Origin of the sequence: Bradyrhizobium sp. BRP56 (genome assembly GCF_020194035.1) — a bacterium.
In the GTDB taxonomy this organism is placed as follows: Bacteria; Pseudomonadota; Alphaproteobacteria; order Rhizobiales; family Xanthobacteraceae; genus Bradyrhizobium; species Bradyrhizobium australafricanum.
The window spans coordinates 1-26,653 of the sequence record NZ_JADYVV010000010.1 but is presented as its reverse complement, the minus strand read 5'-3'; the positions used below and the strand labels follow the sequence as shown (position 1 = coordinate 26,653).

At 64.7% G+C, this 26,653-nt stretch carries 21 protein-coding genes and 2 pseudogenes; 8 read left to right on the top strand and 15 right to left on the bottom strand.

Going from position 1 to position 26,653, the window contains the following annotated elements; genetic code table 11:
* Positions 1–118: 118 nt before the first annotated feature.
* Positions 119–1,815: pseudogene (locus tag I6F38_RS09455) on the bottom strand (NAD-dependent malic enzyme).
* 319 nt (positions 1,816–2,134) lie between these two features.
* On the opposite strand from I6F38_RS09455, the gene I6F38_RS09450 reads away from it, so the two are divergent.
* On the top strand, positions 2,135–2,290 hold the full coding sequence (locus I6F38_RS09450; RefSeq protein WP_016843659.1) for a hypothetical protein: 156 nt from the start codon (positions 2,135–2,137) through the stop codon (positions 2,288–2,290).
* Positions 2,291–2,369: 79 nt separating this feature from the next.
* Here the strand turns inward: I6F38_RS09450 and I6F38_RS09445 are convergent, their stop codons facing one another.
* Positions 2,370–3,299 carry an aspartyl/asparaginyl beta-hydroxylase domain-containing protein gene (locus tag I6F38_RS09445; RefSeq protein WP_225160128.1) on the bottom strand — a complete coding sequence of 310 codons (930 nt, stop codon included), beginning with the start codon at positions 3,297–3,299 and terminating at the stop codon, positions 2,370–2,372.
* Positions 3,300–3,652: 353 nt separating this feature from the next.
* On the opposite strand from I6F38_RS09445, the gene I6F38_RS09440 reads away from it, so the two are divergent.
* Genes I6F38_RS09440 through I6F38_RS09425 form a run of 4 tightly spaced genes read left to right on the top strand, consistent with a single transcriptional unit; the run spans position 3,653 to position 8,173 of the window.
* Entirely contained in the window at positions 3,653–4,855 is a 1,203-nt protein-coding gene (locus I6F38_RS09440) for an ABC transporter substrate-binding protein (RefSeq protein ID WP_225160127.1), read from the top strand.
* 10 nt (positions 4,856–4,865) lie between these two features.
* Complete coding sequence (locus I6F38_RS09435) at positions 4,866–6,584, top strand: FAD-dependent oxidoreductase (RefSeq protein WP_225160126.1); 1,719 nt, start codon at positions 4,866–4,868, stop codon at positions 6,582–6,584.
* Positions 6,581–7,345 (top strand): glucose 1-dehydrogenase, encoded by a 765-nt coding sequence (locus tag I6F38_RS09430; protein ID WP_172647651.1) that lies wholly within the window; start codon positions 6,581–6,583, stop codon positions 7,343–7,345. Before I6F38_RS09435 ends, I6F38_RS09430 begins: the two co-directional genes overlap by 4 nt.
* A gap of 27 nt (positions 7,346–7,372) precedes the next feature.
* Positions 7,373–8,173 (top strand): IclR family transcriptional regulator, encoded by an 801-nt coding sequence (locus tag I6F38_RS09425; RefSeq protein WP_172647650.1) that lies wholly within the window; start codon positions 7,373–7,375, stop codon positions 8,171–8,173.
* A gap of 577 nt (positions 8,174–8,750) precedes the next feature.
* On the opposite strand, the gene I6F38_RS09420 is transcribed toward I6F38_RS09425, so the two are convergent.
* From I6F38_RS09420 to I6F38_RS09405, 4 genes are all read right to left on the bottom strand, one after another.
* Positions 8,751–9,812, bottom strand: a complete 1,062-nt coding sequence (locus I6F38_RS09420; protein WP_172647649.1) for a methyltransferase domain-containing protein — start codon at positions 9,810–9,812, stop codon at positions 8,751–8,753.
* 323 nt (positions 9,813–10,135) lie between these two features.
* Positions 10,136–11,563 (bottom strand): adenosylhomocysteinase, encoded by a 1,428-nt coding sequence (gene ahcY, locus I6F38_RS09415; RefSeq protein WP_172647648.1) that lies wholly within the window; start codon positions 11,561–11,563, stop codon positions 10,136–10,138.
* Between the two features lie 126 nt (positions 11,564–11,689).
* Positions 11,690–12,886: a methionine adenosyltransferase gene (metK, locus tag I6F38_RS09410; RefSeq protein WP_038380757.1), complete on the bottom strand. Its 1,197-nt coding sequence runs from the start codon at positions 12,884–12,886 to the stop codon at positions 11,690–11,692.
* A 60-nt stretch (positions 12,887–12,946) separates the two neighbouring features.
* A complete protein-coding gene (locus I6F38_RS09405) occupies positions 12,947–14,302 on the bottom strand; it encodes a hypothetical protein (RefSeq protein WP_038380758.1) in 1,356 nt (451 codons plus the stop codon).
* Positions 14,303–14,476: 174 nt separating this feature from the next.
* Here I6F38_RS09405 and I6F38_RS09400 point away from each other — a divergent pair.
* A pseudogene (locus I6F38_RS09400) lies at positions 14,477–16,203 on the top strand (caspase family protein).
* A gap of 126 nt (positions 16,204–16,329) precedes the next feature.
* Here I6F38_RS09400 and I6F38_RS09395 read toward each other — a convergent pair.
* From I6F38_RS09395 to I6F38_RS09370, 6 genes are all read right to left on the bottom strand, one after another.
* Positions 16,330–17,448 carry a cobalamin-independent methionine synthase II family protein gene (locus I6F38_RS09395; protein ID WP_016840262.1) on the bottom strand — a complete coding sequence of 373 codons (1,119 nt, stop codon included), beginning with the start codon at positions 17,446–17,448 and terminating at the stop codon, positions 16,330–16,332.
* Between the two features lie 31 nt (positions 17,449–17,479).
* Positions 17,480–18,196: an ABC transporter ATP-binding protein gene (locus I6F38_RS09390; RefSeq protein ID WP_172647646.1), complete on the bottom strand. Its 717-nt coding sequence runs from the start codon at positions 18,194–18,196 to the stop codon at positions 17,480–17,482.
* Positions 18,189–18,941, bottom strand: a complete 753-nt coding sequence (locus tag I6F38_RS09385) for an ABC transporter ATP-binding protein (RefSeq protein ID WP_172647645.1) — start codon at positions 18,939–18,941, stop codon at positions 18,189–18,191. Before I6F38_RS09385 ends, I6F38_RS09390 begins: the two co-directional genes overlap by 8 nt.
* Positions 18,938–19,969: a branched-chain amino acid ABC transporter permease gene (locus I6F38_RS09380; RefSeq protein WP_172647644.1), complete on the bottom strand. Its 1,032-nt coding sequence runs from the start codon at positions 19,967–19,969 to the stop codon at positions 18,938–18,940. The genes I6F38_RS09385 and I6F38_RS09380 overlap by 4 nt, the downstream gene beginning before the upstream one ends.
* Positions 19,970–19,976: 7 nt before the next feature.
* Positions 19,977–20,846 (bottom strand): branched-chain amino acid ABC transporter permease, encoded by an 870-nt coding sequence (locus tag I6F38_RS09375; RefSeq protein WP_172647643.1) that lies wholly within the window; start codon positions 20,844–20,846, stop codon positions 19,977–19,979.
* Positions 20,847–21,054: 208 nt separating this feature from the next.
* Positions 21,055–22,236 carry an ABC transporter substrate-binding protein gene (locus I6F38_RS09370; protein WP_172647642.1) on the bottom strand — a complete coding sequence of 394 codons (1,182 nt, stop codon included), beginning with the start codon at positions 22,234–22,236 and terminating at the stop codon, positions 21,055–21,057.
* 380 nt (positions 22,237–22,616) lie between these two features.
* Here I6F38_RS09370 and I6F38_RS09365 point away from each other — a divergent pair, with 380 nt between their 5' ends.
* Positions 22,617–22,895 (top strand): hypothetical protein, encoded by a 279-nt coding sequence (locus I6F38_RS09365; protein ID WP_172649142.1) that lies wholly within the window; start codon positions 22,617–22,619, stop codon positions 22,893–22,895.
* A gap of 61 nt (positions 22,896–22,956) precedes the next feature.
* On the opposite strand, the gene purU is transcribed toward I6F38_RS09365, so the two are convergent.
* The gene (purU, locus tag I6F38_RS09360; protein WP_172647641.1) at positions 22,957–23,820 is read right to left on the bottom strand and encodes a formyltetrahydrofolate deformylase; all 864 of its coding nucleotides are present in this window, start codon (positions 23,818–23,820) and stop codon (positions 22,957–22,959) included.
* A gap of 135 nt (positions 23,821–23,955) precedes the next feature.
* Between purU and I6F38_RS09355 the strand changes: the two genes are divergently transcribed.
* Entirely contained in the window at positions 23,956–24,801 is an 846-nt protein-coding gene (locus tag I6F38_RS09355; RefSeq protein ID WP_172647640.1) for a uroporphyrinogen-III synthase, read from the top strand.
* Here the strand turns inward: I6F38_RS09355 and I6F38_RS09350 are convergent.
* Both I6F38_RS09350 and I6F38_RS09345 read right to left on the bottom strand, forming a co-directional pair.
* Positions 24,798–25,775 carry a tripartite tricarboxylate transporter substrate binding protein gene (locus I6F38_RS09350; RefSeq protein ID WP_172647639.1) on the bottom strand — a complete coding sequence of 326 codons (978 nt, stop codon included), beginning with the start codon at positions 25,773–25,775 and terminating at the stop codon, positions 24,798–24,800. The genes I6F38_RS09355 and I6F38_RS09350 overlap by 4 nt on opposite strands.
* Positions 25,776–25,892: 117 nt before the next feature.
* On the bottom strand, positions 25,893–26,653 hold a 761-nt coding region (locus I6F38_RS09345), incomplete at its 5' end, for a GDP-L-fucose synthase (RefSeq protein WP_225160125.1).

Below are 26,653 nucleotides of genomic sequence, written 5' to 3'. Positions count from 1 at the left end.
CCGCCGGGCGACGCCGTCAAGAAGGCGCGAGCGAGGTCGAGCCCGCCCTGACCCGATCATGATGGTCGCAAGATGATGCGGCCCGCGCGTGGCGCGAAGGATCGCGCCGCGCCGAGCTCTAAGCCCGATCGCTGCGGCGGTACGGCACGTAGCGTGGCGTCCAGACCTTGGCGTGAATCCGCGCCTCGACCTGGTCGATCGGAACGTCCCTCGCCAATCCCTCCTTGTGCGCCTGCAGCGCGACCGCAAGCGCCACGGACTGCGAGACGTCGCGCAGCGCGCTGACCGGCGGCAGCAGATTGTGCTTCGGGTTGTCGCGCGCCGGCGAGACGCTGGCGAGCGCCTTGGCGGCGGCCATGAACATGCCGTCGCTGACCCGGCTGGCACCGACCGCGAGCGCGCCGACGCCGACACCCGGGAAGATGTAGGAGTTGTTGGTCTGGTCGACCTTGAAGCGCGCGCCGTCGCGCATGATCGGCGGGAACGGGCTGCCGACGCCGATCAGCGCCCGCCCCTCGGTCCACGCCTCGATATCGACCGGCGTCGCTTCCTCGCGCGAGGTCGGATTGGACAGCGGGAAGATCACCGGCCGCTTGTTGCACTCGGCCATGGCGCGGACGATCGGCTCGGAGAACGCGCCGGCCTGGCCGGAGACGCCGATCAGCACGGTCGGCCGGGCGTTGCGCACGACGTCGAGCAGCGCGATCTTGTCGGGGTGGCTGAGCTGCCAGCCCGCGATCGCCTGCCTGTCCTGCACGAACGGCAGCTGGAACGGGGCGAGCCCGCTCATACCCTCGAGCAGCAGCCCGTCGCGGTCGACCATGAAGAAGCGCTTCGCCGCCTCGCTCTCCGGCAGGCCGGCATCGATCATCGCGGCGCGGATCAGGCTGGCGATGCCGCAGCCGGCCGAGCCCGCGCCGAGCACAGCGACGCGCTGCTCGGTGAGCGGCACGCCGGTGACGTTGATCGCGGAGAGCAAGGCGCCGGTCGCCACCGCCGCGGTGCCCTGAATGTCGTCGTTGAAGGTCAGGAGCCGGTCGCGATAGCGCTCGAGCATGCGCGTCGCGTTGTTCTTGGCGAAATCCTCCCACTGCAGCAGGACGCGCGGCCAGCGCTTCACCACCGCCGCGACGAACGCCTCGATGAAGTCGTCATAGGCCTGGCCGCGGACGCGCTCGTTGCGCCAGCCGATATAGAGCGGATCGGCCAGGCAATCGGGATTGTCGGTGCCGACGTCGAGCATGATCGGCAAGGTCGTCGCGGGATGCAGCCGCCGCAGCCGGTATAGAGCGCGAGCTTGCCGATCGGGATGCCCATGCCGCCGGCGCCCTGGTCGCCGAGGCCGAGGATGCGCTCGCCGTCGGTGACGACGATTGCCTCGACATGATCGAAGCGCGGATGGGCGAAAATGCGGTCGATCCGGTGCTGATGTGGGATGCTGAGGAACAGCCCGCGCGGCTTGCGGAACAACCGACTGAATTTTTGGCAGCCCTCGCCGACGGTCGGCGTGTAGACGATCGGCAACAGCTCTTCCAGGTTGCCGACCAGGAGTGCGTAGAACAGCGTCTCGTTGGTGTCCTGCAGCTCGCGCAGGAAGGCATAGCGCTCGATGTCGGTCTCAAAGCCGCGCAGCGCCTCGAGGCGGCGCGAGACCTGCTCGTCCAGCGTCAGGATATTGGGCGGCAGCAGGCCGTGCAGGTCGAACGCCTCGCGCTCGGCCTCGGAGAACGCCGTGCCCTTGTTCAGCTGCGGATCGGCCAGCAGCTCGTAGCCGCTCAGCGCAGTGGTCGCAAAAGCTCCTGATGACTCCGACATGACAAGGTCCCCTCAATGCGAAACGCCGGATGGAACGTTATCACGCCCGTGTAACGGATCGGAGCGCGAAGGCGCCGCGACGCGCAAAGTTGAACGGCCCCGACGCTGCGGCTGCGCCTGCGGACCGACATACCTTGGTATAGCCCGCCTGATTCCTTGTGATGGCCCGCGCTTACGCCCGTACAGTTGAGCGATGGCGAGAGATTTTTACACTCGCGGCTGCTCCAACGTGATCAGGATCACTGCGCCGAGCCGTCGATCGCAAGACTGTCACGGGTAGCGGGTGTCGACTGGAACGCGGGTTTCGAGGAACACTCAGATGATCGTCAACATTCAGAAGCTGAACGGCCTGTGGCACCTTATCGTCGGGTCGTGCAAGATCCGAACTCCGTTCTTGGAGACCCAGGACCGGGAGTGGGTCGTCGCCTACGCCAGGCGAATCTACCCCGGCGCCAAGGTTTTCGAGCGCGACTGATGCTGTTGCGCTTCACAGCTCTCGTCCCAGACAAAAAGCCCCGGAGCATGCTCCGGGGCTTTTGCTTTCAACGCTGCAATCAGTGCAACGCCGACATTACAATCAGGCCGAGGATCAGCACGGTCGCGGAATATTTGAGCGTGTAATACACGTTCCGATTCCACTCCTTGACCTTGCGGCTGGCGAGATGGATCTCGTAGAGCTTGCCGAACACCTTGTTCAGCGCGCCGACATGCTCGCCGTCGACGTTCTGGGTGGCCGACGCCTTGACTATGTTGTGACTGACCCAGCGGTTCATTGCCGTCATGAAGCCGAACTTCATCGGGCGCTCGACGTCGCAGAACAGGATGATGCGGTTGACGTCGGTCTTGTTCTCGGCGCTGTGGATGAAGGTCTCGTCGAACATGAAGGCCTCGCCGTCGCGCCAGACGCATTCGACGCCGTCGACGAGGATGCGGCACTGGTTCGAGTTCGGCGTCACGAGGCCAAGGTGATAGCGCAGCGAGCCGGCGAAGGGATCGCGATGCGCCCCAAGCTTGCCGCCCGGCGGCAGCATCGCGAACATCGCGCCATGCACGTTCGGGATCGAGTTGAGCAGCTCCACCGTCTTCGGGCACAGCGCCCGCGCCGAGGGCAGGAAGTCGTCGTACCATTTCAGATAGAAGCGCTTCCAGCCGCTCTTGAAGAAAGAATAGAAGCCCCAGTCGTTGTTCTTGGCCGCGGCGCGGATGAAGCCCTCGTCGAACAGGCGCGTGGCCTCGTCGCGGATCGTCTCCCAATTGTCGGAGAGCTTCTTGAGCTCGGGAAACTGCTCGACCGGAATCACCGGCGTGTTGGGCACCGCGGAGCCGGCATACATCAGCACATTGTAGGGCGCGAGGTAGGTCGAGTGATCGCCGAGCTGGCGGGCGAAGCGCAACCGCTGCTTGCCGCGGAAATGAACGTAAAGCGTAGAGGCCACCAGCACGTAAAGAATGACGAGCTGCGGCGCGAAGAGCTGTCTCAACATGATCCGTCTATGATCGCTGTCCGCCGACGCCCTTCATGCCCCGCCCCGCAGGAGCCTTGCCCTTCACGGGTGGCCCAGTCCGGGCGGCGAAACGCGTCGCCGTCCGCGAAAATTCCCCTGTTTCATAGTGACTTGGCACTGCGGCGCGTTCTGGCAAATGAGCCGGAAGCCTTGCCGCGGTGCCGTCCCGGACGAGCCATGTAAGCGTTCGCTCACCAAATGTGAAGCGCCGTGCCGTGCGGGTGCCAACATTGTGACACTATTCACACACTTAATTCGCCATTGACAAACTGATTAGACAATTCCTAATCCAGAGATGACCCGCCGAAGAACGCGGACATCCAAAGGGAGGAATGATGAGACAGTTTTTGGCGGCAGCCTTCGTCGCGGCGATGGCCACGGCCGCTCACGCCCAGGTTTCCGATGACGTCGTGCGCATCGGGGTGCTGACCGACCTGTCGAGCTGGGGCCGTGACAATTCGGGCCCGGGCTCGGTGGAGGCGGCCAGGATGGCGGTGGAGGAATTCGGCCCGACCGTGCTCGGCAAGCCGATCGAGATCATCTCCGCCGACCACCAGATGAAGACCGATGTCGGCGTGCAGATCGTGCGCGGCTGGTTCGACAACGGCAAGGTCGACGCGGTCGTCGACATCCCGAATTCCGGCATCGCGATCGCCGTGCACAACATGGTGCGCGAGCGCAACAAGATCGCGCTTCTCTCCGGTCCCGGCGCGAGCTCGCTGACCGACGAACTGTGCAGCCCCAACACGGTGCATTTCGCCTACGACACCTACGCGCTCTCCAAGGTGACGGCCTCGGCCGTGATCAAGGAAGGCGGCAAGTCCTGGTTCTTCGTCACCGCGGATTACGCCTTCGGCCAGCAGCTCGAGCGGGACGCGACGCGCTTCATCAACGAGATAGGCGGCAAGGTGCTCGGCAGCGTCAAGCATCCGACCAACACCGCCGACTTCTCCTCCTTTGCGCTGCAGGCGCAGAGCTCGAAGGCCGACGTGGTGGCGTTCGCCAATGCCGGCCAGGACACCGACAATTCGATCAAGCAGTCCGGCGAGTTCGGCCTCGTGCAGGGCGGCCAGAAGCTGGTCGGCCTTCTGATGTTCGATACCGACGTGCATGCGGTCGGCCTCAACGCCGCGCAGGGCACCTACATGACGACGGCGTCGTACTGGAACATGGACGAGAAGACGCGCGCCTGGTCGAAGAAGTTCTACGCCCGCGCCAATGTGATGCCGACCATGATCCAGACCGGGGTCTACGGCTCGGTGCTGCATTATCTCAAGGCGATCCAGGCCGCCGGCACCGACGATCCGAAAGCGGTGATGGCCAAGATGCGCGAGCTGCCGATCGAGGACACCTTCGTGCATGGCGGCAAGCTGCGCGAGGACGGCCGCGTGATCCGCGACATGTATCTGGCGAAGGTGAAGAAGCCTTCGGAATCCAAGGAGCCGTGGGATTATCTCGACATCGTCAAGACGGTGAAGGGCGAGGACGCCTATCGTCCGGTCTCCGAGTCGAAGTGCCCGCTGCTCAAGAAATAGGATCGATCGCGTGGCCAACGAAGAAGCTTATGATTGCGACGCGCTGGTCGTCGGTTCCGGCTGCGCCGGGCTGTCGGCGGCGGTCACCGCCGGCCATCACGGCCTCAAGGTCCTGGTGGTCGAGAAGGAGCCGCGGTTCGGCGGCACCACCGCGCGCTCCGGCGGCTGGCTGTGGATCCCCGGCACCTCGCTGGCCAAGGCCTGGGGCATCGAGGAGAGCCCCGATCAGGCCAAAACCTATCTGCGCCACGAGGCCGGCAACAGCTTTGACGCCGCGCGCGTCGATGCGTTCCTGACCGAAGGGCCGAAGGCGGTCGACTTCTTCACCACCAGCACCGCGGTGCGCTTCGACATGCCGCTGACCTTCCCAGACTATCATGCTGAAGCGCCGGGCGGCGCGCAGGGCGGCCGCTCGATGGTGACGCGGCCGTTCGACGCCCACGAGCTCGGCGACGCCCTCAAGAATCTCGGCAGTCCCCTGCCCGAGCTCACCGTGTTCGGCATGATGCTCGGCTCCGGCAAGGAGATCGTGCATTTCATGCGCGCGACGAGATCGCTGACCTCGGCGGCCTATGTCGCCAAACGGCTGTCGAAGCACGCCGTCGACGTGATGCGCAACGGCCGCGGCATGACGCTGACCAACGGCAACGCGCTCGCCGGACGGCTGGCGAAATCCGCCTTCGACCTCAAGGTCCCGCTTTGGCTCAACTCGCCGGTGCGCGAATTGATCGTCGAGAACGGCGCGGTGCGCGGCGCGGTCGTCGTGCGTGAAGGGCGCACGATCCGCGTCAACGCCAAGCGTGGCGTGGTGCTCGCCTGCGGCGGGTTCCCGCATGACGTCGCGCGACGGCAGAAGATGTTTCCGCACGCCCCCACTGGAAAAGAACATTATTCGCCAGGCCCGACCGGCAACACCGGCGACGGCTTGCGCCTTGCGGAATCCGCCGGCGGCCGCGTCGACGACTCGCTGCCGAACGCCGCGGCCTGGGTGCCGGTCTCGGTCACGACGCGCAAGGACGGCTCGAAGGGCGTGATGCCGCATTTCATCGATCGCGCCAAGCCGGGCGTGATCGCGGTGATGGCCGACGGCAGGCGCTTTGCCAATGAAGGCAATTCCTACCACGACTTCGTGCAGGCGATGATCAAGGCGGCGAAGCCCGGCGAGGAGATCGCGGCGCATCTCATCTGCGATCACGAGACGTTGCGCAAATACGGCCTCGGCTGCGTGCCGCCGCGCCCGATGCCGCTCGGCCATCATCTGAAGACCGGCTATCTCAAGCGCGGCGCGACGCTGGCGGAGCTCGCCGCGCAGGCCGGCATCGACGCCAAGGCGCTCGAGGCGACCGTCGCGGAGTTCAACACCACCGCGGCCGAGGGCCGCGATCCCGCCTTCGGCAAGGGCTCGCGCGCTTATAACCGCTACCAGGGCGATGCGCTGCACGGGCCCAATCCCTGCATCGCGCCGATCCGGCACGGGCCGTTCTACGCCATCAAGATGGTGATCGGCGATCTCGGCACCTATGCCGGCATAAGGACCGATGCCAATGCCCGTGCGCTCGACGCCGACGGCCAGCCGATCGCCGGCCTCTATGCCGCCGGCAACGACATGGCGAGCATCATGGGCGGCAACTATCCCGGCGCCGGCATCACGCTCGGGCCCGCGCTGACCTTCGGCTACATCGCGGGTAAGCGCATCGCCGGCGTGGCGGCGGAAGGAAGCGCGCCATGAGCGCAATGGCGACCCTGCTCGCAGGCAAGCGCGCGCTGGTGACCGGCGCTGCGCACGGCAACGGTCGCGCCATCGCGCTTGGCCTCGCGGCGCATGGCGCGGACGTTGTTGTGACCGACATCGATCGCGCCGGCGCCGAGCAAACCGCGGCCGACATTCGCCAGCACAGCCGCGCGGCATGGCCGTTCGAGCTCGATGTCACCGATGCGGAGGCGTGCTCCGCGCTGGCGCAGCGTGCGGCGCGCGAGGTCGGGCCGATCGCGATCCTGGTCAACAATGCCGGCATCATCATCCGTGAGGGCATCGATTCGCCCCGTGCACGCGAGAATTGGCGGCGGGTGCTCGACGTCAACCTGACCGGCACGTTCAACGTCACCCACGCCTTCTTGCCGGCATTGCGCGAGACGCGCGGCGCGATCATCAATCTCGGCTCGATCGCGTCCTTCCTCGGCGTTGCCGATACGCTGGGCTATGCGCCGTCCAAGGGCGGCGTCAAGCTCCTCACCCAGGCGCTCGCCCGCGAGCTTGCCGCCGACGGCATTCGTGTCAATGCGATCGCGCCCGGCGTGGTCGAAACGGCGATGACCGAAGCGACCCGCAACGACCCGGGCCGGCTCGCCGGATTTCTGGGCCGCACACCGCTCGGCCGCGTCGGGCGGCCGGAGGAGCTGGTCGGCCCGGTGGTGTTCCTCGCATCGGAGCTGGCATCTTATGTGAACGGCGTGACCATGCCGGTCGACGGAGGGTTTCTCGCCGTATAAGCACATTGTGGGAGCTGGCAGGGCCACATGACGAGAGAGAGCCGCGGCATACAGTCGATCGAGGTCGGCGGAGAATTGCTCCGCGCGCTGGCCCGCAGCGGCGAACCGATGATGCTGCGCGATCTCGCCCGCGAAGCCGGCATGCCGCCAGCGAAGGCGCATCCCTATCTCGTCAGCTTTTCCCGCATCGGCCTGATCGAGCAGGACGAGACCACCGGCCGTTACGAAATCGGGGCGCTGGCGCTCGAACTCGGCCTGATCAGCCTGCGCCGGCAGTCGGCGGTACGGATCGCAACGCCGCGGATCGCAGCGCTCGCCGACAGCATCAATCACGCGGTGTCGCTGTCGGTCTGGGGCACCCACGGCGCGACCGTGGTGCGGCTCGAGGAGCCGAGCCATCCGGTGCATATCGCGATGCGCGTCGGATCGGTGGTGGCGCTGCTCGAGACCGCGACCGGCCGCGCCTTCGCCGCCTTCATGCCGCCGAACGCGATCAGGACCGCGCTCGAGAGCGGCCTCGATCGCCTCGGCGTCGGCTACAATCCGAAGCGTCCGCCGGCGGACGCGAAGACGGCCGAGATCCTCGCCGAGGTCCGCAGCCGCGGGCTGGCGCGGGCGACCGGCGATCCCCTGCCCGGCGTCAACGCCTTCGCCGCGCCGGTGTTCGATCACGCCGGCCACGTCGCGCTGGTCATCACCGCGATGGGGCCGGAAGGCACCTTCGACGCCGGCTGGGACAGCGCAATCGCAACTGCGCTGCGCGATTGTGCGGGCGAGATATCACGGCAACTGGGGCACGGCACAGCGCCGGCGACCGAAAGACCGTGAGGTAAGCACGCTCGTCCGGCTCCCTCCTCGCGCGCAAGTGCCGCTGAGTTGCCCCACATGGCAAGTCCCCCGGTGCTTATCCGGAGCACAACTCAGTGTATGATGTGTCCGTCTCACCGGATCGAGGGGGGCTGCGCATCGTCACGGATGTTACGGTGAGATGCGGTTGACGCCCGAGCGCACGTAGTGGCTGGTGTCTTCAAAGCGCGCAGCGCCTTTGCGAAAGAAAGTACGTCCGATCGGCGCAGCAAGCTAACATCGATCCAGATTTAAGACTTGTCGGCAACACTCTCCGAATCGGCGCGCGGCACTCCAGCCTCCTCGACCTCCCGGGATACTGCGCGGCTGCATCCAACAGCGAAACACGACACCGACCGGTGACGAAATGACACGATTGATGAAATCAGCGACCATCACCAGGTACATGAGCGAGCTGTGGTGCCGTTCACTCATGCTCTGTTCAAGCTATTCAGATTAGGACTGCGAACGGATCGGGAAGCAATATCGATACGTGCGCAGCCAGCTCGAGACGGTTCTTCCAGTAAACTCGTCCGCGTGACCAATATAGCCGACTCGCTCACAGCTTGCAGAGGTATTGACGTCCATTCGTATTTGGATCGGATCCGTCGCTAGACGACAAAAAGAGCGCTCCACCCCAATGCGAATATGCGCCTCGCCCAATTTTCTGGATCGTGTCATGAGCTGAGTGGGGTGGTCCAAGGAGCTTATCATCCTCGAACAATGCGAGGCTAGAACTTATGGGGCTCGTACTGTCGTCACCCCGCGGAAGATAATCCGGCAGTGTCGCACCCCACATTAAGCCGCCGTTGCTCGCAAACGACTCGATACGAAACTCGGTCGGTTTACGGGACTCGATCCGGCGACCGTTCTCAATCTCGAAGGGACTGAACCACTCGATCGCGTCGCATAGACGGCGTTGACCTGCAAATTTCCGGCCGTACAGGCTTTGGATTGGGATTGCCCAATCGAGGGAATCGGGACGCTTGCGGGCGACGAGCATGTGGAAGGCGATTCTTTGGTCGAAGGTGCCGATAAGGCCTTCGCCGTACGAGCCGAGCAGGGCTGGTTTAACGAGCCAGCGCGGCGACTGCGGAGAGAAGTGAAGCGAAATCGAGTTGAGCAGGTCGAATTTCGCCGCCGCATAATAGTCAAGCATGAGCGTAGGGCTGAATTGATAGAAGCCATGATCAACGCAATTGCTCATCGGCAAGATATGGACGGCAAGGCCGCCGGGACGCAGCATGCGCGAGATGTTGGTGAGCGCGTTCGGAACGTGAAAGACGTGCTCCAGCGTCCCGCCGTTAAGCACCACGCCAAAGCGGCCGATCAATTCATTTGGAAGACTTTCATTGTTTAGATCAAACTCGAAATCGGCGCCCTCGTATTTGCTGATGTCGATGCTTGACAGATCATTTAGCCCTCCGCACATTTGAAAATAACGAGCCGCGCTCATAGGGTGATCGGCGGATGCCCATAGCGAAACCTTCTCTATGGCTTTAGTAAAGGCTTTCTCTGAGAAGCCGCAGTCCATCACACCAAGCGTTGCGACCGGCCCGTTGGCATGGTGTGCCAAAAGCCACCCGCGCAATAGGACTGCAACGTTGAGCGCCAAACCCATGATGATCCCTCACTTTGGAGGGGCAGCGCATTTGCGTCCCCTACTGATTAGCCGATTGCGGGGTAAGAGCCGCAGGGCAAGTAGCTCTGTAACCCGAGAGAGCCGACCCTAGCAACCCGAGCCTTGGCAGGCTATCTCTGATTTCCCGAATCCGAAAAGGACCTTATTGCACGGCCCATTTTGGTGTGACCGGTCCTCGACCGGTGCACGGGGGCGACCAGTCAAATTGCGTGCGGCATCCCAGCTTGATGCACGAGCCTGCCTAGCAAAAAGCCCCGGGCGAGGCCGGGGCTCTTCACGTGATCGATTGCTGCGGGCGCGGATCAGTAGCGGTAGTGATCCGATTTGTACGGACCTTCCTGCTTCACGCCGATATAGTCGGCCTGATCCTTGCGCAGCTCGGTCAGCTTGACGCCGATCTTGGCGAGGTGCAGGCGGGCGACTTTCTCGTCGAGGGTCTTGGGCAGCACGTAGACCTTCTTGGCGTACTTGCCGTCCTTGTTGTTGGCGAACAGCTCGATCTGCGCCAGCGTCTGGTTGGTGAAGGAGGCCGACATCACGAAGGACGGGTGGCCCATCGCATTGCCGAGGTTCACCAGCCGACCTTCCGACAGCATGATGATGCGGTGCTTGTCGGGAAATTCGATCTCGTCGACCTGCGGCTTGATGTTGGTCCACTTCAGATTGCGAAGGCTCGCAATCTGAATCTCGTTGTCGAAGTGACCGATGTTGCAGACGATGGCGCGATCCTTCATCGCGCGCATGTGCTCGATGGTGATGATGTCCTTGTTGCCGGTGGCGGTGACGAAGATGTCGGCGCGCGGCGCCGCGTCTTCCATGGTCACGACCTCATAGCCTTCCATCGCCGCCTGCAGCGCGCAGATCGGATCGACCTCGGAGACCATGACGCGGCAGCCGGCCTGGCGCAGCGAGGCGGCCGAGCCCTTGCCGACGTCGCCGAAGCCGGCGACCATCGCGACCTTGCCCGACAGCATCACGTCGGTGCCGCGGCGGATGCCGTCGACCAGCGACTCGCGGCAGCCATAGAGGTTGTCGAACTTCGACTTGGTGACGCTGTCGTTGACGTTGATCGCCGGGAACAGCAGCGTGCCCTTGTTGGCCATCTCGTAGAGGCGATGCACGCCCGTGGTGGTCTCTTCCGAGACGCCCTTGATGTTCTTGGCGATCTCGGCGAACCAGCCCTTCGGCTTCTCCTTCAGGAGGCGCTTGACCAGCGCGTAGAAGATCTCCTCTTCCTCGGAGCCCGGCTTGTCGAGGAAAGCGGTGTCGCCCTGTTCGGCGCGGTAGCCGGCATGCACCAGCATGGTGGCGTCGCCGCCGTCATCGAGGATCATGTTCGGCGTGCCGCCGCCGTGCCAGTCGAACAGCTTTGCGGTGTAGTCCCAATACTCGGTCAGCGTCTCGCCCTTGACGGCGAACACCGGAATGCCGGCGGCGGCGATCGCGGCCGCGGCGTGATCCTGGGTCGAGTAGATGTTGCAGGAGACCCAGCGGATGTCGGCGCCGAGCGCGGCTAGCGTCTCGATCAATACCGCGGTCTGGATCGTCATGTGCAGCGAGCCCGCGATGCGCGCGCCCTTCAGCGGCTGCTTGGGGCCGAACTCCTCGCGGGTGGCCATCAGGCCGGGCATCTCGGTCTCGGCCAGCGAGATCTCCTTGCGGCCGAAATCGGCGAGCGCAATATCCTTGACAATGTAGTCGGTGAAGCCGGGCTTCGTGGGGGCGTTCATTTGAGCGTCCTGTTGTTGAACGGGTCATTCCGGGGCGCCTCGAAGAGGCGAACCCGGAATCTCGAGGTGATGATTAGGGATTCCGGGTTCGCTCGCTCTCGCGAGCGCCCCGGAATGACGCAAGTATCAGAGCGCGCGCTTCAGCTGCTCGACGAGATCGGTCTTCTCCCAGGAGAAGCCGCCCTCATTGTCGGGCGTGCGGCCGAAATGACCGTAGGCCGAGGTGCGCGCGTAGATCGGGCGGTTGAGGTCGAGATGGCTGCGGATGCCGCGCGGCGTCAGATCCATCGCCTTGGCCGCCGCCTTCTCGAGCTGATCCTCCGACACCTTACCGGTGCCGTGGGTGTCGATGTAGATCGACAGCGGACGCGCCACGCCGATCGCATAGGCGAGCTGCAGCGTGCAGCGGTCGGCAAGACCGGCCGCGACGATGTTCTTGGCGACATAGCGCGCGGCATAGGCCGCCGAGCGGTCGACCTTGGTCGGATCCTTGCCGGAGAACGCGCCGCCGCCGTGCGGAGCCGCGCCGCCATAGGTGTCGACGATGATCTTGCGGCCGGTCAGGCCGGAGTCGCCGTCGGGACCGCCGATGAAGAACTTGCCGGTCGGATTGATGTGCCAGATCGTCTTGTCGCTGATCCACTCCTTCGGCAGCGCCTCGCGGACATAGGGCTCGACGATGTCGCGAATCTGCTTGGACGAGAGGTCCTCGATCAGATGCTGGTGCGAGACCACGATCTCACGGACGCCGACCGGCTTGCCGTTCTCGTACTGCACCGTGACCTGGCTCTTGGAGTCCGGACCCAGCACCTTCTCGCGGCCGGAGTGGCGCGCTTCGGAGATCAGCCGCAGGATCTTGTGGGCGTAGAAGATCGGCGCCGGCATCAGGTCCGGCGTCTCGTTGGTGGCGTAACCGAACATGATGCCCTGGTCGCCGGCCCCCTCTTCCTTGACTTCGCCCGGCTGCAGCGCGTCGACGCCCTGCGCGATGTCGGCCGACTGCGGATGCAGCAGGATCTCGATGTCGCAGTTCTTCCAGTGGAAGCCGTCCTGCTCGTAGCCGATGTCCTTGATTGCAGAGCGAACCACGCTCTCGATCTGGTCGTTGGTGACCGAGCTCGGGCCGCGCGTTTCGCCGGCGATCACCACCTTGTTGGTGGTCGCGAGCGTCTCGCACGCCGCGCGGATCTGCCACGGGTCGATGCCCGCTTTCGGTCCCTCGCGATAGAACAGATCGACGATCTCATCCGAGATCCGATCACAGACCTTGTCCGGATGGCCTTCCGAGACCGACTCGCTGGTGAACAGATAAGACGCGCGCATCAAGCAAACCCCTTGTTAAGTCGAAGTCCGACGTTGGTTGGTGAATATGTCCCCGGCATGTCAGTCTCGTCGCCGCGAGATGACGTAGGATTCGTCGTAGAACCACAGCCCGTTGTGTTTGCGGAGAACTTCGCGCGTGGCCTCGAGAGCTCGTCCGTTTTCGGTCGTTTCGGTCAACCGCTCATCTTCGATCTGCGCGACATACACCGCCGCATTCCACGCAGCAAAGGCCGTCGAGGTTCCGATCGAGCCGGTTACCTCATTGGGCAGCGCTTCCATATCATATCGGAAGATCGAACGGTTATCGGCGTAGGCGTTGAAGTTCAGCTCGCGCCCGGCGGAGCCCAACTCGTATTTCACCGCGCGCAGTATCTCATGACGGCTGACGGCGAAAGGATTTTCTCCGGGCCAGACGGCTTGAATCATTTCAAGCCCGGGATCGCCGCCGTGGGAGTGGATTCCTATCAGCCGTCCGCCGCCGCGCAGCGCGCGGGCCAGCGGCGCGATGATCCGCTTGGCGCGGAAGTTCACCGAGGATTTGGCGCGGTAGGGTTGCGAGGCGATCACAAGATCGAAATTGGCTTCGGTGCGGCCGGCCCGCGGAATGATGGAATCGAGCAGGAACCGGTGATCGTCGCGGTACAGGACCAGCGCCACCGGCCGCTCATAGATCGGCATCGCATTGCCGGGGCTGAGATTGGCCCGCCAGTTCTGCTCCAGGAACGGACCGAGTTCGGCGATCTGGGCCTCGAACTCACCCGATGACGCCCCGCGCAGCGGCACCTCGTGCCAAATCATGCTGGCGGCCGCCGCGGAGTTCTTCGGCGTCAGCCACGGCGCCTCGGCATAATACATGTTGGTGAACACGAAGACGCTGGCCGGATGCTCGAACAGGCGGTCGGGGACCTTATCGAGGGTCAGGCGGACGTCCTCCAGGCTCAACTCCTTGCCGGCGACATAGAACGGCATATGTGGGAAGCGGCCATGCATGGCGCGCAGGACCCGCGCCAGCACCGTGCCGTCGCCCATCCCGGCGTCGAACACCCGCAGCGCCGGCGGCCGCGGGTGGATGGCCGCCAGTTCCAGCGCAACCCGGTCGGCGATCACCCGCTTCTCGCTGCAGGTGTGGACGAACAGCAAATAGCGCTGGCGGTTCTCGAAGAACCGGAAATTGCCCCGCGGATCGCGCTTTTCCGGCGGCACCACGAGGCCGCGCGGCGGCGCCACGCCGCCCGGGGTCGAGGTCGCGATAAAGCCGTTGATGCGGTCGAGCGTGTCGATGGTGATGCGCTTGCCCTCGCGCAGCCGGTGCACCAGCTTGCCGTCGTTGACGGCACGGCGGCCGAACGTCGTCTCCGCCATGTCGGAGCGGCGGCAAAAATCCGTGATCTGGCTGAGGATTTCGTCGTTCTTCATGGCGCCTGGGGTGGGCAGCAGCGAGTGGGACGGGAGTGGGCAGAATTGATGACTAGTAGCATCTTATCACCATTTTCCCACCAGTTGAACCCCCTCTGCTGCGCGATCACCAAACAGTCATGGACCCGCCCTGCCGTCGGCGATCGCCATGACGGCTTTACCCCCGGATGACCAATGCGCCGCCTGCTCCTGATCCCCGCCCTCCTGGCCGCTTTGCTCTGGTCGGCGCCCTGTTTCGCCCAGGCGCGCTCCCAGCTCGGCCCACTCTGCACGACCGACACCACGCCGGCCGACCAGATGATCGACGCCTGCACCAAGATCATCGCGCTGAAGGTGTTTTCCGGCGAGAAGCTCGCGACCATCTATTTCTGGCGCGCGGTCGGCTGGAACAAGAAGGGCAACTACGCCCAGGTGATATCCGACGCCACCGAGGCCCTGCGCCTCAAGCCGAGCACCGCTGTCTACAACCTCCGGGCTCGGCCTATTTCGACAAAGGCGAGTACGACATCGCGATCGCCGACTTCAACGATGCGCTGCCCATGGGGCCGCCGAGCGGCATCATCTTCCACAACCGCGGCAACGCCTATCGCAGCAAGGGCGACTACGCCAAGGCGATCGCCGACTATGACGCCGCGATCAAGGCCGGTCCGAAGTCAGCCTTCTCCTATCAGAACCGCGGCGCCTCGAAGCGGGCGCTCGGCGATCTCGACGGCGCGCTCGCCGACATCAACGAGGCGGTCAGGATCGACCCGTCGCTGCCGCAGGCGCTGATCAGCCGCGCCGTGATCTGGCGCGCCAAGGGCGAGATCGAGCGCGCGATTGCGGACACGTCGGAGGCAATCCGGCTCGCCAAGGCCAAGGCGCCCGTCAACATCATGACGCCGCCCGGCAGCGTGCTGATCTCGGCCTATACCCAGCGCGGCCTCAGCTACGAAGCGAAGGGCGATGCTGCGCATGCCAAGGAAGATTACGCCTCGGTGCTCGAAGGCGTGGCGTCCGATGCCGGCAGCAAGGCCAACCAGGCCACCGCGAAAGTGCGGCTCGCGCTGCTCAAGGAGGCCGACGCGGCACCGCGCAAGACCGCGGCGGCGCCGGCCGCCGAGAGCAGCCCTGCCCCTGCACCGCCGGCTCCCGCCGCAGCACCGGCTGCGCCCGCAGCACGCGTGCAGGCCGCAGCAACCGGCCGGCGCGTCGCGCTGGTGATCGGCAACGGCGCCTATGCGCATGTCAAGGCGCTGCCCAATCCGCCCAACGATGCGCGCGCCATCGCCAGGAGCCTGCGCGACATCGGCTTCACGGTCTCCGAAGGCCTCGATCTCGATCGCGACACGATGCAGAAGACAATCCACGATTTCCTGCGCGAGGCGGCGCGGTCGCAGATCGCCGTGGTCTACTATGCCGGTCACGGCGTGCAGGTCGACGGCCGCAACTATCTCGTGCCGGTCGATATCGAGTTCAAGGCGGGCAGCCGCGCCACCGACGCGATGGTCGACATGGACACCATCATGGCCGGGCTCGACGACCAGATCCGCACCAACATCCTGATCCTCGATGCCTGCCGCAACAATCCGATGGCGCCGCAGCTAGCCTCCACAGGTCCAAGCCGCGGCATCGAAGCGGGCTCCGGCCTTGCCGCGCCCGCCTCGCTCGGATCGGGCTCGACGCTCGGCGCCGGCACGCTGATCGCGTTTGCGACCGCGCCGGGCCAGGTCGCGCTCGACGGCGAAGGCGCCAACAGCCCGTTCTCGGCGGCGCTGTCGCGCCATGTCGGCACGCCCGGCCTCGAGGTGCAGCAGATGCTGACACGGGTCCGCGCCGAGGTCGTCGCCGCGACCAAGGGCAAGCAGGTGCCGTGGTCGAACTCGTCGCTGCTCGGCGAGGTCTATCTGGCGGAGCAATGACGGTGCGCTTGAGCACCGTCATTCCGGGGCGCGCGCAGCGCGAACCTCAGGGGCGCAATTGCGCCCCGGGGGATCTCGAGATTCCGGGTTCGATGCCTCGCATCGCCCCGGAATGACATCAGCGCGTCACTTCCCCCACACCTCGTTCGCGACCTCGACCGCGAGCCGCAGCTTGGCCCACTGCTCTTCCTCGGAGAGAATGTTGCCTTCCTCGGTCGAGGCAAAGCCGCATTGCGGCGACACCGCGAGCTGCTCGATCGGGGCAAATTTGGATGCCTCCTCCAGCCGCCGCTTGATGTCGTCCTTCTTCTCGAGCTCGCCGAACTTCGAGGTGATGACGCCGACCACCACGACCTTGTTGCCCTTGGGCAGGAAGCGCAGCGGCTCGAAGCCGCCGGCGCGGTCGGAATCATATTCGAGGAAATAGCCGTCGTAATTGGTGCCGGCGAGCAGGGTCTCGGCGACCGGCTCGTAGCCGCCGGAGGAGATCCAGGTCGAACGGAAATTGCCGCGGCAGACATGGGTCGTGATCACCATGTCGGACGGACGGTCGGCGATCGCATAGTTGATGACCCGGGCGTAGATCTCCTGCAGGCCATCCGGATTGTCGCCGCGGTCGCGCGACTTCTGCAATTCCTCCTGCGAGCACAGATAGGCCCACACCGTGTCGTCGAATTGCAAATAGCGGCAACCGGCGTCGTAGAACGCCTTGACCGCCTTGCGGTAGGTCTTGCCGAGATCCTGATAGAATTCCTCGAGGTCCGGATAGACCTCCTTCGAAATCAGCTTGCGGCCGCCGCGGAAATGCAGCACCGCCGGCGAGGGGATCGTCATCTTCGGCGTGACATGCGCCTGGTCGGCGTATTTCTTCAGGAACCTGAAGTGATCGAGCATCGGGTGATGATCGGAGAAATCCAGCTTGCCAATCACCCTGATGGCATCGTGCCGGGTCTGCACGCCGGCGAACTGGATGCCCATGTCGGGATGGAACAGCTCGCAGCCGGTCAGATGGCTGAGGAAATCGAAATGCCACCAGGAGCGGCGGAACTCGCCGTCGGTCGCAAGCTTCAGGCCGACCGAGGCCTGCTTGTGCACGACCTTCTCGATCTCCATGTCCTCCACCTTGCGCAGTTCGTCGGCGGAAATCTCGCCCTTTTCCAATCTGGCGCGAGCCTCCTTGATCTTCGGCGGCCGCAACAGACTGCCGACCTCGTCGGCGCGGAACGGAGGCTTGGTTCGCTGCATGGTCAACTCCCGGACGTTTCTAATGTGCCGTCTAATGTGCCTTGGCCCCAGAGACGCCGAGGTGGCGCTCGAGGACGGAGGGATCGGCTTTCAGCGCGCTGCTTGCGGCGTCGTGCACGATCGTGCCGCGTTCCAATATCACAACGCGGTCGGCCAGCCCCAGAATCTTTTGCGCGTTCTGCTCGACGATGATTGAGCAGATGCCGCCTGAGCGCGTGATGGTTCCGATCGCCTTTAACAATTCCTCAACGATGATCGGCGCGAGGCCTTCGGTCGGCTCGTCGAGCAGCAGCACTTTCGGATTTAGCGTCAGCGCGCGGCCGATCGCCAGCATCTGCTGCTCGCCACCGGACAGCTGGTTGCCGAAATTGCGCCGCCGCTCCTGCAGCCGCGGAAACATCTCATAGACCCGCTCGACCGTCCACGGCCCGGACTGCGCCACCGCGGTCATGTTCTCTTCCACCGTCAGCGAGCGGAAAATGTTGCGCTCCTGCGGCACCCAGCCGATCCCGGCGCGGGCGCGCTGGTCGGGCCGCATCGCCGTGATGTCGCGGCCTGCGAGCGCGACGCTGCCGCCGAGGCGCCTGACGATGCCGACGATCGAATTGATCAGCGTGGTCTTGCCGGTGCCGTTGCGGCCGAGCAGCGCTAGCACCTGGCCCTCCGCAAGCGCCAGCGATATATCGGGCAGCACCACCGCCTCCCCATATCCGGCACGCAGGCCCTGGATGGAAAGAAGGTCAGGCATCGGCGGCCTCGCCGAGATAGACCGCCCTCACCTGCGGATCGCGCGCGACCTCGTCGGGCGCGCCCTCGGCGAGCAGGCCGCCATTGACCAGCACCGAGATGCGGTCGGCGAAGGAGAATACGAGGTCCATGTCGTGCTCGATCAGCAGCACCGTGACGTCGCGCGGCAATGCTGCGACCGCCGCCAGGATGTCGTGGCGCTCGCTCTCGGGCACGCCCGCGGCGGGCTCGTCGAGCAGCAGCACCCGCGGCTTGGCGGCGATCGCGACCGCGATCTCGAGCAGGCGCTGCTTGCCATAGGGCAAGGTCGAGGTGAGCTCCGTCATCACGTCGAGCAGATGGAAGCGCGACAGGATCTCGGCGATCTCGGTGTTGACGTCGCTCCGCGTCCCCATCCGCCGCCACCAGTCGCCGCCGTGGCCCATCCGTTCGGAGACTGCGAGCCCGATGGTTTCGAGCGGGGTCAGGTCGGGATAGAGCTGGTTGATCTGGAACGTGCGCGACAGCCCGCGCAGCACCCGCTTGTGGACGGACAGGCCGGTGATGTCGCTACCTTCGAGCAGGATTCGCCCGCTGTTCGGCGTCAGCACGCCGGTCAGCTGATTGATCACGGTGGTCTTGCCCGCGCCGTTCGGCCCGATCAGCGCATGGCGGGCCCCTTGCATCACCTTCAGCGAGAGATCGCGGGTGACGCGAAGGGCGCCGAAGGATTTTTCGAGGCGGCGGGTTTCCAGCGCGATCGTCATGACGCGTCGCTCTCCGGCACGGCAACGGCGGCCTTGCGGCAGGCGAACTGGCGGATGATCAGGTTGGGCACGAACAGCACCCAGCGATGGATGCGCGCGCGGCCGACCAGCACGATCACGACCAGCACGAGGCCGATCCAGAACAGCCAGTATTGCGGGGTGATGCTCTGAAACAGCTCCTGCAGCATCTTGAACACGACGGCCCCGATGAGGCCGCCGTAGAGATAGCCGGTGCCGCCGATCACGAGCACGAGCATCAGATCGGCGGAGCGCTCGAAGGAAAACACGTCGAGCGAGGCGAGCGCCGTGGTCTGGGTGAACAGCGCGCCTGCGATCCCTGCATAGAAGCCCGCGAGCGTATAGACCGCGATCAGGCGACGGTTGACCGGCACGCCGATGGCGGCCGCGCGCAGCGGATTGTTCTTGATCGCGCGCAGCGACAGGCCGAACGGCGAATGCACAATGCGTCGGGCGAGCAGGAATAGGATGAACAGCACGATCAGCGAGTAGAAGAACCCGGTCTTGCCGAACATGTCGAAGGTGAACAGACCGAGGATCGGCTGCATCTCGATCCCCTGCAGCCCGTCGGTGCCGCCGGTGATGTTCGAGAAGCGTTCGGCGAGCGCTTCAAGCAGCAGGGCGATGCCGAGCGTCACCATCAGCCGTGTCAGGTCGACGCCGCGGATGACGAGAAAGCTGGTCAGGAAACCGAGCAGCGCCGCGACCAGACCGGCGGCGACCAGCGCGATGACGGGCTCGTTGACGATGCCGTGCAGCGCCAGCAAGCCGGCCGAATAGGCGCCGACGCCGAAAAAGGCCGCGTGGCCGAGCGAAACGATGCCGGCGTAGCCGAGGATCAGGTCGAGCGACAGCGCGAACAAACCGAGCCGCACGATGTCGGTCATGATCAAATAGCGCGACGGGAACAGGAAGGCGCAGGCGAGCGCCAGCGCCCAGAACGCGACCTCGCTGACCCGCCAGCGGGCGCTGGCCATCGCGTGAGTGGAAACGTCGGATAGCGCCGTCATATCAGCCTCACCGTGGCGCGGTACGGCCGAACAGGCCGTTCGGACGCCAGAGCAGGATCACGATCATGACCGTGTAGATCACGAACGGACCGAGCTTGGGCACGTAATACTTGCCGGCGACATCGGCGATGCCGAGCAAAAGCGACGCCAGGAACGGTCCGGTGATCGAGGAGGAGCCGCCGACGGTGACGACGATCAGGAAGTAGATCATGAATTTGAGCGGGAAATACGGATCGAGCCCGAGGATCTCCGCGCTCAGCGCGCCGCCGAGGCCGGCGAGGCCGCAGCCGAACGCAAAGGTGAAGGCGAACACCTGCGGCACGTTGATGCCGAGCCCGATCGCGGCGCGCGGATCGTCGACCGCGGCGCGCAGCCGGCTGCCGAACCGGGTCTTGGCGAGGATCAGTTGCAGCGCCAGCGTGAGCAGGCCGCAGATCACCACGATCATCAGCCGGTAGCGGCCGATGCCGACGCCGAACAGGTCGATCTGGCCTTCCAGCGCCGCCGGCAGCTTGATGAAGACCCGCGAAGATCCCATGATGTAGTCGACCGCCGCGACCGACATGAACACCAGACCGATCGAGAACAGCACCTGGTCGAGATGGCTGCGGCTATAGAGATGGCGGTACAGCGTGCGCTCCAGCGCGATGCCGATCACGGCGCTGCCGACAAAGGCGAGCGGCAGGCCTGCGAAGAACGGCCAGCCGGAATTATTCACCAGCACGGCGCAGATATAGCCGCCGGCCATCGCGAAGGCGCCATGCGCGAGATTGACGAAATTCATCAGCCCGAGCGTCACCGCAAGCCCGCAGGCGAGCACGAACAGCAGCATGCCGTAGGCGACGCCGTCGAACAGGTTGGTGAGCATAGAGGCCATGGAGTCAGCTTAGCCGTGAGGACGCAACAAGAACAACAGCTCGAACGTCAAGGTCATCGTCATGGCCGGGCCTGTCCCGGCCATCCACGTCTTCTGCTCGCCGGGAAGAAAGACGTGGATGCCCGGCACACCTGCGCGAAGACGCGCTTCGCGCTTTTGGCCGGGCATGACGTGGTGAGGGCCGGGGCGCACGCCGCCGATGACGATGCTATTTCTTGGTCTTGCCGGAATCCTTGACGGCCTCGAAGGTCGCGAACTCGACATTGTAGAGCTCGCCGTCGACCTTCTCGACCTTGCGGATATAGATGTTCTGCACGATGTCACGGGTTTCCGGATCGATCGAGATCGGGCCGCGCGGGCTCTCCCACTTCATGCCCTTCATCGCCTCGATCAGTTTGTCGCCGTCGGTCGCACCATTGGTCTTCTTCAGCGCCTCATAGATCAGATGGATGCCGTCATAGCCGCTGACCGCCATGAAGCCCGGGCGGTTGCCGAACGCCTTCTTGTAGGCGACGACGAACTCCTTGTTCATTGCAGACGGATGCGCGGCCGAATAGAGATGCGCCGTCACCGCGCCGAGCGCGGCATCGCCCATATTGTTGAGCAGATCGTCGTCCATGACGTCGCCGGGTCCGATCACCCTGATGCCACTCTTGTCGAGCCCGCGCTCGGCATATTGCTTCATGAAGTTGCCGCCCTGCCCGGCCGGCACGAATACGAACATCGCGTCGGGCTTGGAATCCTTCATGCGCTGCAGGAACGGCGCGAAGTCCGGATTGGCGAGCGGGACCTTGACCTCTTCGACGATCTCGCCGCCGCCGGCGGTGAAGTGCTGCTTGAAGAAGGTCAGCGCATCGTTGCCGGGCGCATAGTCCGAGGTCAACGTCGCAACCTTCTTGATGCCGTTCTTCACCGCCCAGTCGCCGATGATGGTGGAGGACTGCGCCAGCGTGAAGCTGGTGCGCACGATATAGGGCGAGCGCTCGGTGATGATCGAAGTGCCTGCGGCCATCACGACTTCCGGAATCTTGGCCTGCGTCGCCAGCGGCGCCGCGGCGAGCGCCGCGGGCGTCACGCCGAAGCCGGCGATGAAATTGACCTTGTCGTTGACGATCAGCTCCTGCGCAAGCCGCTTGGTGTTGTCCGGCACCGCGGCGTCGTCCTTCAGGATGATCTCGATCTTCTTGCCGGCGACGGTGTCGCCCTTCTGCTGCAGGTAGAGCTTGATGGCGTTATCGATCTGCTTGCCGGTCGACGCCTGACCGCCGGTCATCGGCAGGATCAGCCCGATCTTGACGGCGTCGTCCGCCCACGCCGGCACACTGGCACACAACCCGGGAAGCACGGCCGAAGCGGCGCCCCACAGCAACATTTTGCGACGATTGAACATCGACGTCCCTCCCCCTTCCGTTCTTCTGCATCGAGCCTTGGTCCCCGGCTCTTGCCTTGTTTTAACTCACGCATGCACGGCCAAGCCGCAACGCGACAAGGCGTCTCCCCGTGCCCTCTGTCAATCGGACGATGGACGTGTGCCGCGCGCGACGCGATCGGGTCTGGCTGCAGAAGCAAGTATCATGATACCAACATCGCTCCACAAGACTCAATGCCTCCCGCGAGAAGCGGTCTCGCGCATTCAAGGCCGCCATCGGCTCGATTCATTTGTACGATCGTACAAACGCAGCAACAATGTCAACAAACAAGCACAATTGCAGCCGAACGGTCGCGCCCGAGATCATCATCCATAAAGAACAGGGCTGTATCCTTCCTCCCATGCCAATCGTGACGCGCCCCATCGCTGTCCTGACTGCCCTCGCGCTCGCGGCCGGCGCGCTCGGGGGATGCAGCTCCATGAACCAGAAGCTATCCGCCGGCATGGCCGACACCATTCCAGCCTGGGCCGGCGGCCTGCCCGCGGATGCGCCGCCGCGGCCGGGCACCCCGGAATACGACAAGTTCATGCAGGATCGGGAACGCAAGCGGCTGACGCCCGCGGCCCAGCGCGGCGACGAAGCCAAGCCGGCAACGGCACCGCAGGACGCGGCCCACTGAGCGCACGGTCGGCCGGCCGCTGAACCCGCATCGCCTTATGCGGACCGAGCGAAGCCGCGGATCAGTCGACGAACACCACGGTCTTGCGTCCGTTGAGGATGACGCGATCGGCGAGATGGTAGCGGATCGCGCGCGCCAGCACCCGGCGCTCGATGTCGCGCCCCTTGCGCACGAGATCCTCAGGCGTATCGCGGTGGCTGATGCGCTCGACGTCCTGGTCGATGATCGGCCCCTCGTCGAGATCGCTGGTGACGTAATGCGCCGTGGCACCGATCAGCTTGACGCCGCGCTCATGCGCCTGATGGTAGGGCCTCGCGCCCTTGAAGCCCGGCAGGAAGGAATGATGGATGTTGATGCAGCGGCCCGACAGCCGCGCCGACATCTCGTCCGACAGGATCTGCATGTAGCGGGCCAGCACGACGAGATCGGTCCTGGTGTCCTGGGCCAGCTTCCACACCGCGTCTTCCTGCTGCCGCTTGGTCTCTTTCGTCACCGGCAGATGATGGAACGGGATATCGCCGAAATCGAGCGAGCCATAGGTCTCGCGCGGATGGTTGGAGACAACAGCGGTCGGGATCATCTCGAGCTCGCCGGTGCGCCAGCGGTAGAGGATGTCGACCAGGCAGTGATCGGACTTCGACACCAACAGCATCACCCGGCGGCGGCTGGCGCGATCGCGCATCTGCCATTCCATGCCGAACCGTTCGGCGATCGCGGCAAAGCCGGTCTGCAGCGCCGCGAGCTCGACCGCAAGGTCGGCAGCGGTGAACACCACGCGCATGAAGAACTTGCCGGTTTCGACGTCATCGAACTGCTGGGCGTCCAGGATGTTCTGGCCGTTATGGGCGAGAAACGTCGAGACCGCCGAGACGATCCCCGGACGGTCCGGACAGGACAGGGTCAAAACGAATTGATGGTCGGGCATGCCAATTGACCAAAGCTTGAGCAGATCGGTGGAACGGTCATTTTCGGCCCTCGTCTACACCGCAGGCGGCCTTGCGCCAATCCCGGCGCGGGGGTCAAATCGAACAAATGACGACAATGTTTATTAGGGACCATCATGGCTGAACGGCTGAACGGCTACCGCATCCTGATCCTCGAGACGCGCGAGGAGGCGCAGTTTTCCCGCCTGCTCGCCGAGCAGGGGGCCGACGTGCTGCAATGCCCGATGTTCACCATCCACGATGCGCCCGATGCGGCGCCGATCGAGGGCTGGATTCGCCGCGCCATCGAACGGCCGCTCGACGATCTCGTGCTGATGACCGGCGAAGGCCTGCGCCGGCTGATGAAGGTCGTGCGCCGGATCGGTGTCGAGCGGGAGTTTGTCGATAGCCTCGCCAAGGCGCGCAAACTCGCCCGCGGCCCAAAGCCCGGCCGGGCGCTGCGCGAGATCGGCCTGGAACCGCAGATAACCACCGAGAAGCCGACGTCGGAAGGCGTCGCCGAGATGCTGTCGAAGCTCGACCTGACCGGCCATCGGCTCGGCCTGCAGCTTTATCCGGACAAGGATCACGCCACCCTGATCGGCGCGATCAAGGCACAGGGCGCCGAGGTCGATACGGTGCTGCCCTATGTCTATGATGCGCAGGCTGCCGACGCCAACATCGTCACCGCGATCGAGGAGATGGCGCGGGGCCGCATCGACGCGATCGCGCTGACCAACCTCGGCCAGGTCCGCCGCCTCATCGAGGTGGCACGGGCGCGCGGTTGCGAGGAGACGTTACGCCAGGGCTTCGAGCGTACGCCGATCGCGTCCGTCGGACCGGCGGTATCGGACGAACTCAAGTCCCACGGCCTGCGCACCGACATCTATCCTGCCGAAGACGCCTTCTTCATGCGGCCGCTGATCTCGGCGATGGCAGCCGCGCTTTCAAAAAACCCGCCACGCGCGACGGCTCAAAGCTAGTCCACCTTGGCGCCGGCGAACTTGACCACCTTGCCCCACTTCTCGGTCTCATCGGCCACCAGTTTGCCGAAGTCGGCAGCCGAGCCCGGCAGCATGATCGCGCCTATCTCGGTAAACCGCGCCTTGGCCTTGGGATCGGCGAGGATTTCATTGACGGCCTTGTTGAGCCTGTCGACGATTTCAGGCGGCGTGTTCTTCGGCGCCGCAAGGCCGTACCAGGCGCTCGCCTCGTAGCCCGGCAGGAAGTCGGCGACCGGCGGCAGGTCCGGAAGCACGTCCGAACGGGTCGTGCTGGTGACCGCAAGTCCGCGCAGCTTGCCGGATTTGACGTGCTCGGCGCAGGTCGGAAGATTATCGAACATCACCTGCATCACCCCGGACAGCATATCGGTGAGCGCCGGCGCACCGCCCCGGTAAGGCACGTGCTGCATGTTGATGCCGGTCAGCATCTTGAACAGTTCGCCCGACATGTGGATCGTCGAACCGTTGCCCGACGACGCCATGTTGAGCTTGCCGGGATTGGCCTTTGCATAGGCGATCAATTCGGGAATCGACTTGATCGGCAGCGAGGGGTGCACCACCACGACGTTGGGAAAGCGAATGATGCCCGCGATCGGCTCCATCTCGCGCATGAAGTCGAAGGGGAGCTTCTGGTAGAGCGTCGCGTTGATCGCATTGGCCGGCGCGACCAGCAGCAGCGTGTAGCCGTCGGGTGCCGCGCGCAGCGCCTGCTCGGTGGCGATGTTGGTCCCGCCGCCCGGCCGGTTCTCGACAATGAAGGATTGCCCGAGCTTTTCCGACAGCCACTGCCCCATCAGGCGCGCCGTCAGGTCCGCCGAACCGCCGGGCGTATAGCCGATCACGAGGCGAACCGGCCGCGCCGGATAGGCCTCGGCAATCGCTTTTCCAAATGTGAGCGGAAGCGCAGCCGTAGCGGCTGCAAGTTGCAGGAACTGGCGGCGTAGAACCCTCATGATGTCTCCTCCGACGCACTGGCGGCTCTTGCGGCACGCTTGGCCACGCGCATCCTAGCCGCACGGCGTCGCCAAGCCGACAGATATTCTCAGTCGGAGGGCGGGAGGTTCACCGCGTCACTTCGTCTCGCGCAGATAGGCCTGGTACGCGAGGGCGATGCCATCCTCGAGCGAGGTGGTGGCGCGCCAGCCGAGCCTGGCCAGCCGGCCGACGTCGAGCAGCTTGCGCGGCGTGCCGTCCGGGCGCGACGTGTCGAACTTGATCTCGCCGCGATAGCCGACGGCGGCCGCGACGACGCGCGCGAACTCGGCAATGGTGATGTCCTCGCCGGTGCCGATATTGACTAGTTCGGACGAGGAATAGGTCTTCATCAGATGGATGCAGGCGTCGGCGAGATCGTCGACATAGAGGAATTCGCGGCGCGGCGTGCCGGTGCCCCACACCGCGACGTTGCCTGCGCCCGAAACCTTGGCCTCGTGGAAGCGGCGGATCAGCGCGGCGACGACGTGGCTGTATTCGGGGTGATAATTGTCGCCGGGACCGTAGAGATTGGTCGGCATCACGCTGATGAAATCGGCGCCGTACTGGCTGCGATAGGCCTCGGCCATCTTGATGCCGGCGATCTTGGCGATGGCATAGGGCTCGTTGGTCGGCTCCAGCTGGCCGGTCAACATCGAATCCTCGCGCAGCGGCTGCGGCGCCAGGCGCGGATAGATGCAGGACGAGCCGAAGAACATCAGCTTCTCGCATCCATTGGCATGGGCCGCCTCGATCACGTTGCTCGAGATCGCCAGATTGTCGTAGAGGAATTCCGCCCGCAGCGTGTTGTTGGCGACGATGCCGCCGACCTTGGCGGCAGCGAGGAACACGGCCTGCG

Coding starts and splice junctions, on each gene's coding strand:
- I6F38_RS09450 (WP_016843659.1), top strand. CDS start 2,135: ATGATCGTCAACATTCAGAAGCTGAACGGCCTGTGGCACCTTATCGTC.
- I6F38_RS09445 (WP_225160128.1), bottom strand. CDS start 3,299: ATGTTGAGACAGCTCTTCGCGCCGCAGCTCGTCATTCTTTACGTGCTG.
- I6F38_RS09440 (WP_225160127.1), top strand. CDS start 3,653: ATGATGAGACAGTTTTTGGCGGCAGCCTTCGTCGCGGCGATGGCCACG.
- I6F38_RS09430 (WP_172647651.1), top strand. CDS start 6,581: ATGAGCGCAATGGCGACCCTGCTCGCAGGCAAGCGCGCGCTGGTGACC.
- I6F38_RS09425 (WP_172647650.1), top strand. CDS start 7,373: ATGACGAGAGAGAGCCGCGGCATACAGTCGATCGAGGTCGGCGGAGAA.
- I6F38_RS09420 (WP_172647649.1), bottom strand. CDS start 9,812: ATGGGTTTGGCGCTCAACGTTGCAGTCCTATTGCGCGGGTGGCTTTTG.
- ahcY (WP_172647648.1), bottom strand. CDS start 11,563: ATGAACGCCCCCACGAAGCCCGGCTTCACCGACTACATTGTCAAGGAT.
- metK (WP_038380757.1), bottom strand. CDS start 12,886: ATGCGCGCGTCTTATCTGTTCACCAGCGAGTCGGTCTCGGAAGGCCAT.
- I6F38_RS09405 (WP_038380758.1), bottom strand. CDS start 14,302: ATGAAGAACGACGAAATCCTCAGCCAGATCACGGATTTTTGCCGCCGC.
- I6F38_RS09395 (WP_016840262.1), bottom strand. CDS start 17,448: ATGCAGCGAACCAAGCCTCCGTTCCGCGCCGACGAGGTCGGCAGTCTG.
- I6F38_RS09390 (WP_172647646.1), bottom strand. CDS start 18,196: ATGCCTGACCTTCTTTCCATCCAGGGCCTGCGTGCCGGATATGGGGAG.
- I6F38_RS09385 (WP_172647645.1), bottom strand. CDS start 18,941: ATGACGATCGCGCTGGAAACCCGCCGCCTCGAAAAATCCTTCGGCGCC.
- I6F38_RS09380 (WP_172647644.1), bottom strand. CDS start 19,969: ATGACGGCGCTATCCGACGTTTCCACTCACGCGATGGCCAGCGCCCGC.
- I6F38_RS09375 (WP_172647643.1), bottom strand. CDS start 20,846: ATGGCCTCTATGCTCACCAACCTGTTCGACGGCGTCGCCTACGGCATG.
- I6F38_RS09370 (WP_172647642.1), bottom strand. CDS start 22,236: ATGTTCAATCGTCGCAAAATGTTGCTGTGGGGCGCCGCTTCGGCCGTG.
- I6F38_RS09365 (WP_172649142.1), top strand. CDS start 22,617: ATGCCAATCGTGACGCGCCCCATCGCTGTCCTGACTGCCCTCGCGCTC.
- purU (WP_172647641.1), bottom strand. CDS start 23,820: ATGCCCGACCATCAATTCGTTTTGACCCTGTCCTGTCCGGACCGTCCG.
- I6F38_RS09355 (WP_172647640.1), top strand. CDS start 23,956: ATGGCTGAACGGCTGAACGGCTACCGCATCCTGATCCTCGAGACGCGC.
- I6F38_RS09350 (WP_172647639.1), bottom strand. CDS start 25,775: ATGAGGGTTCTACGCCGCCAGTTCCTGCAACTTGCAGCCGCTACGGCT.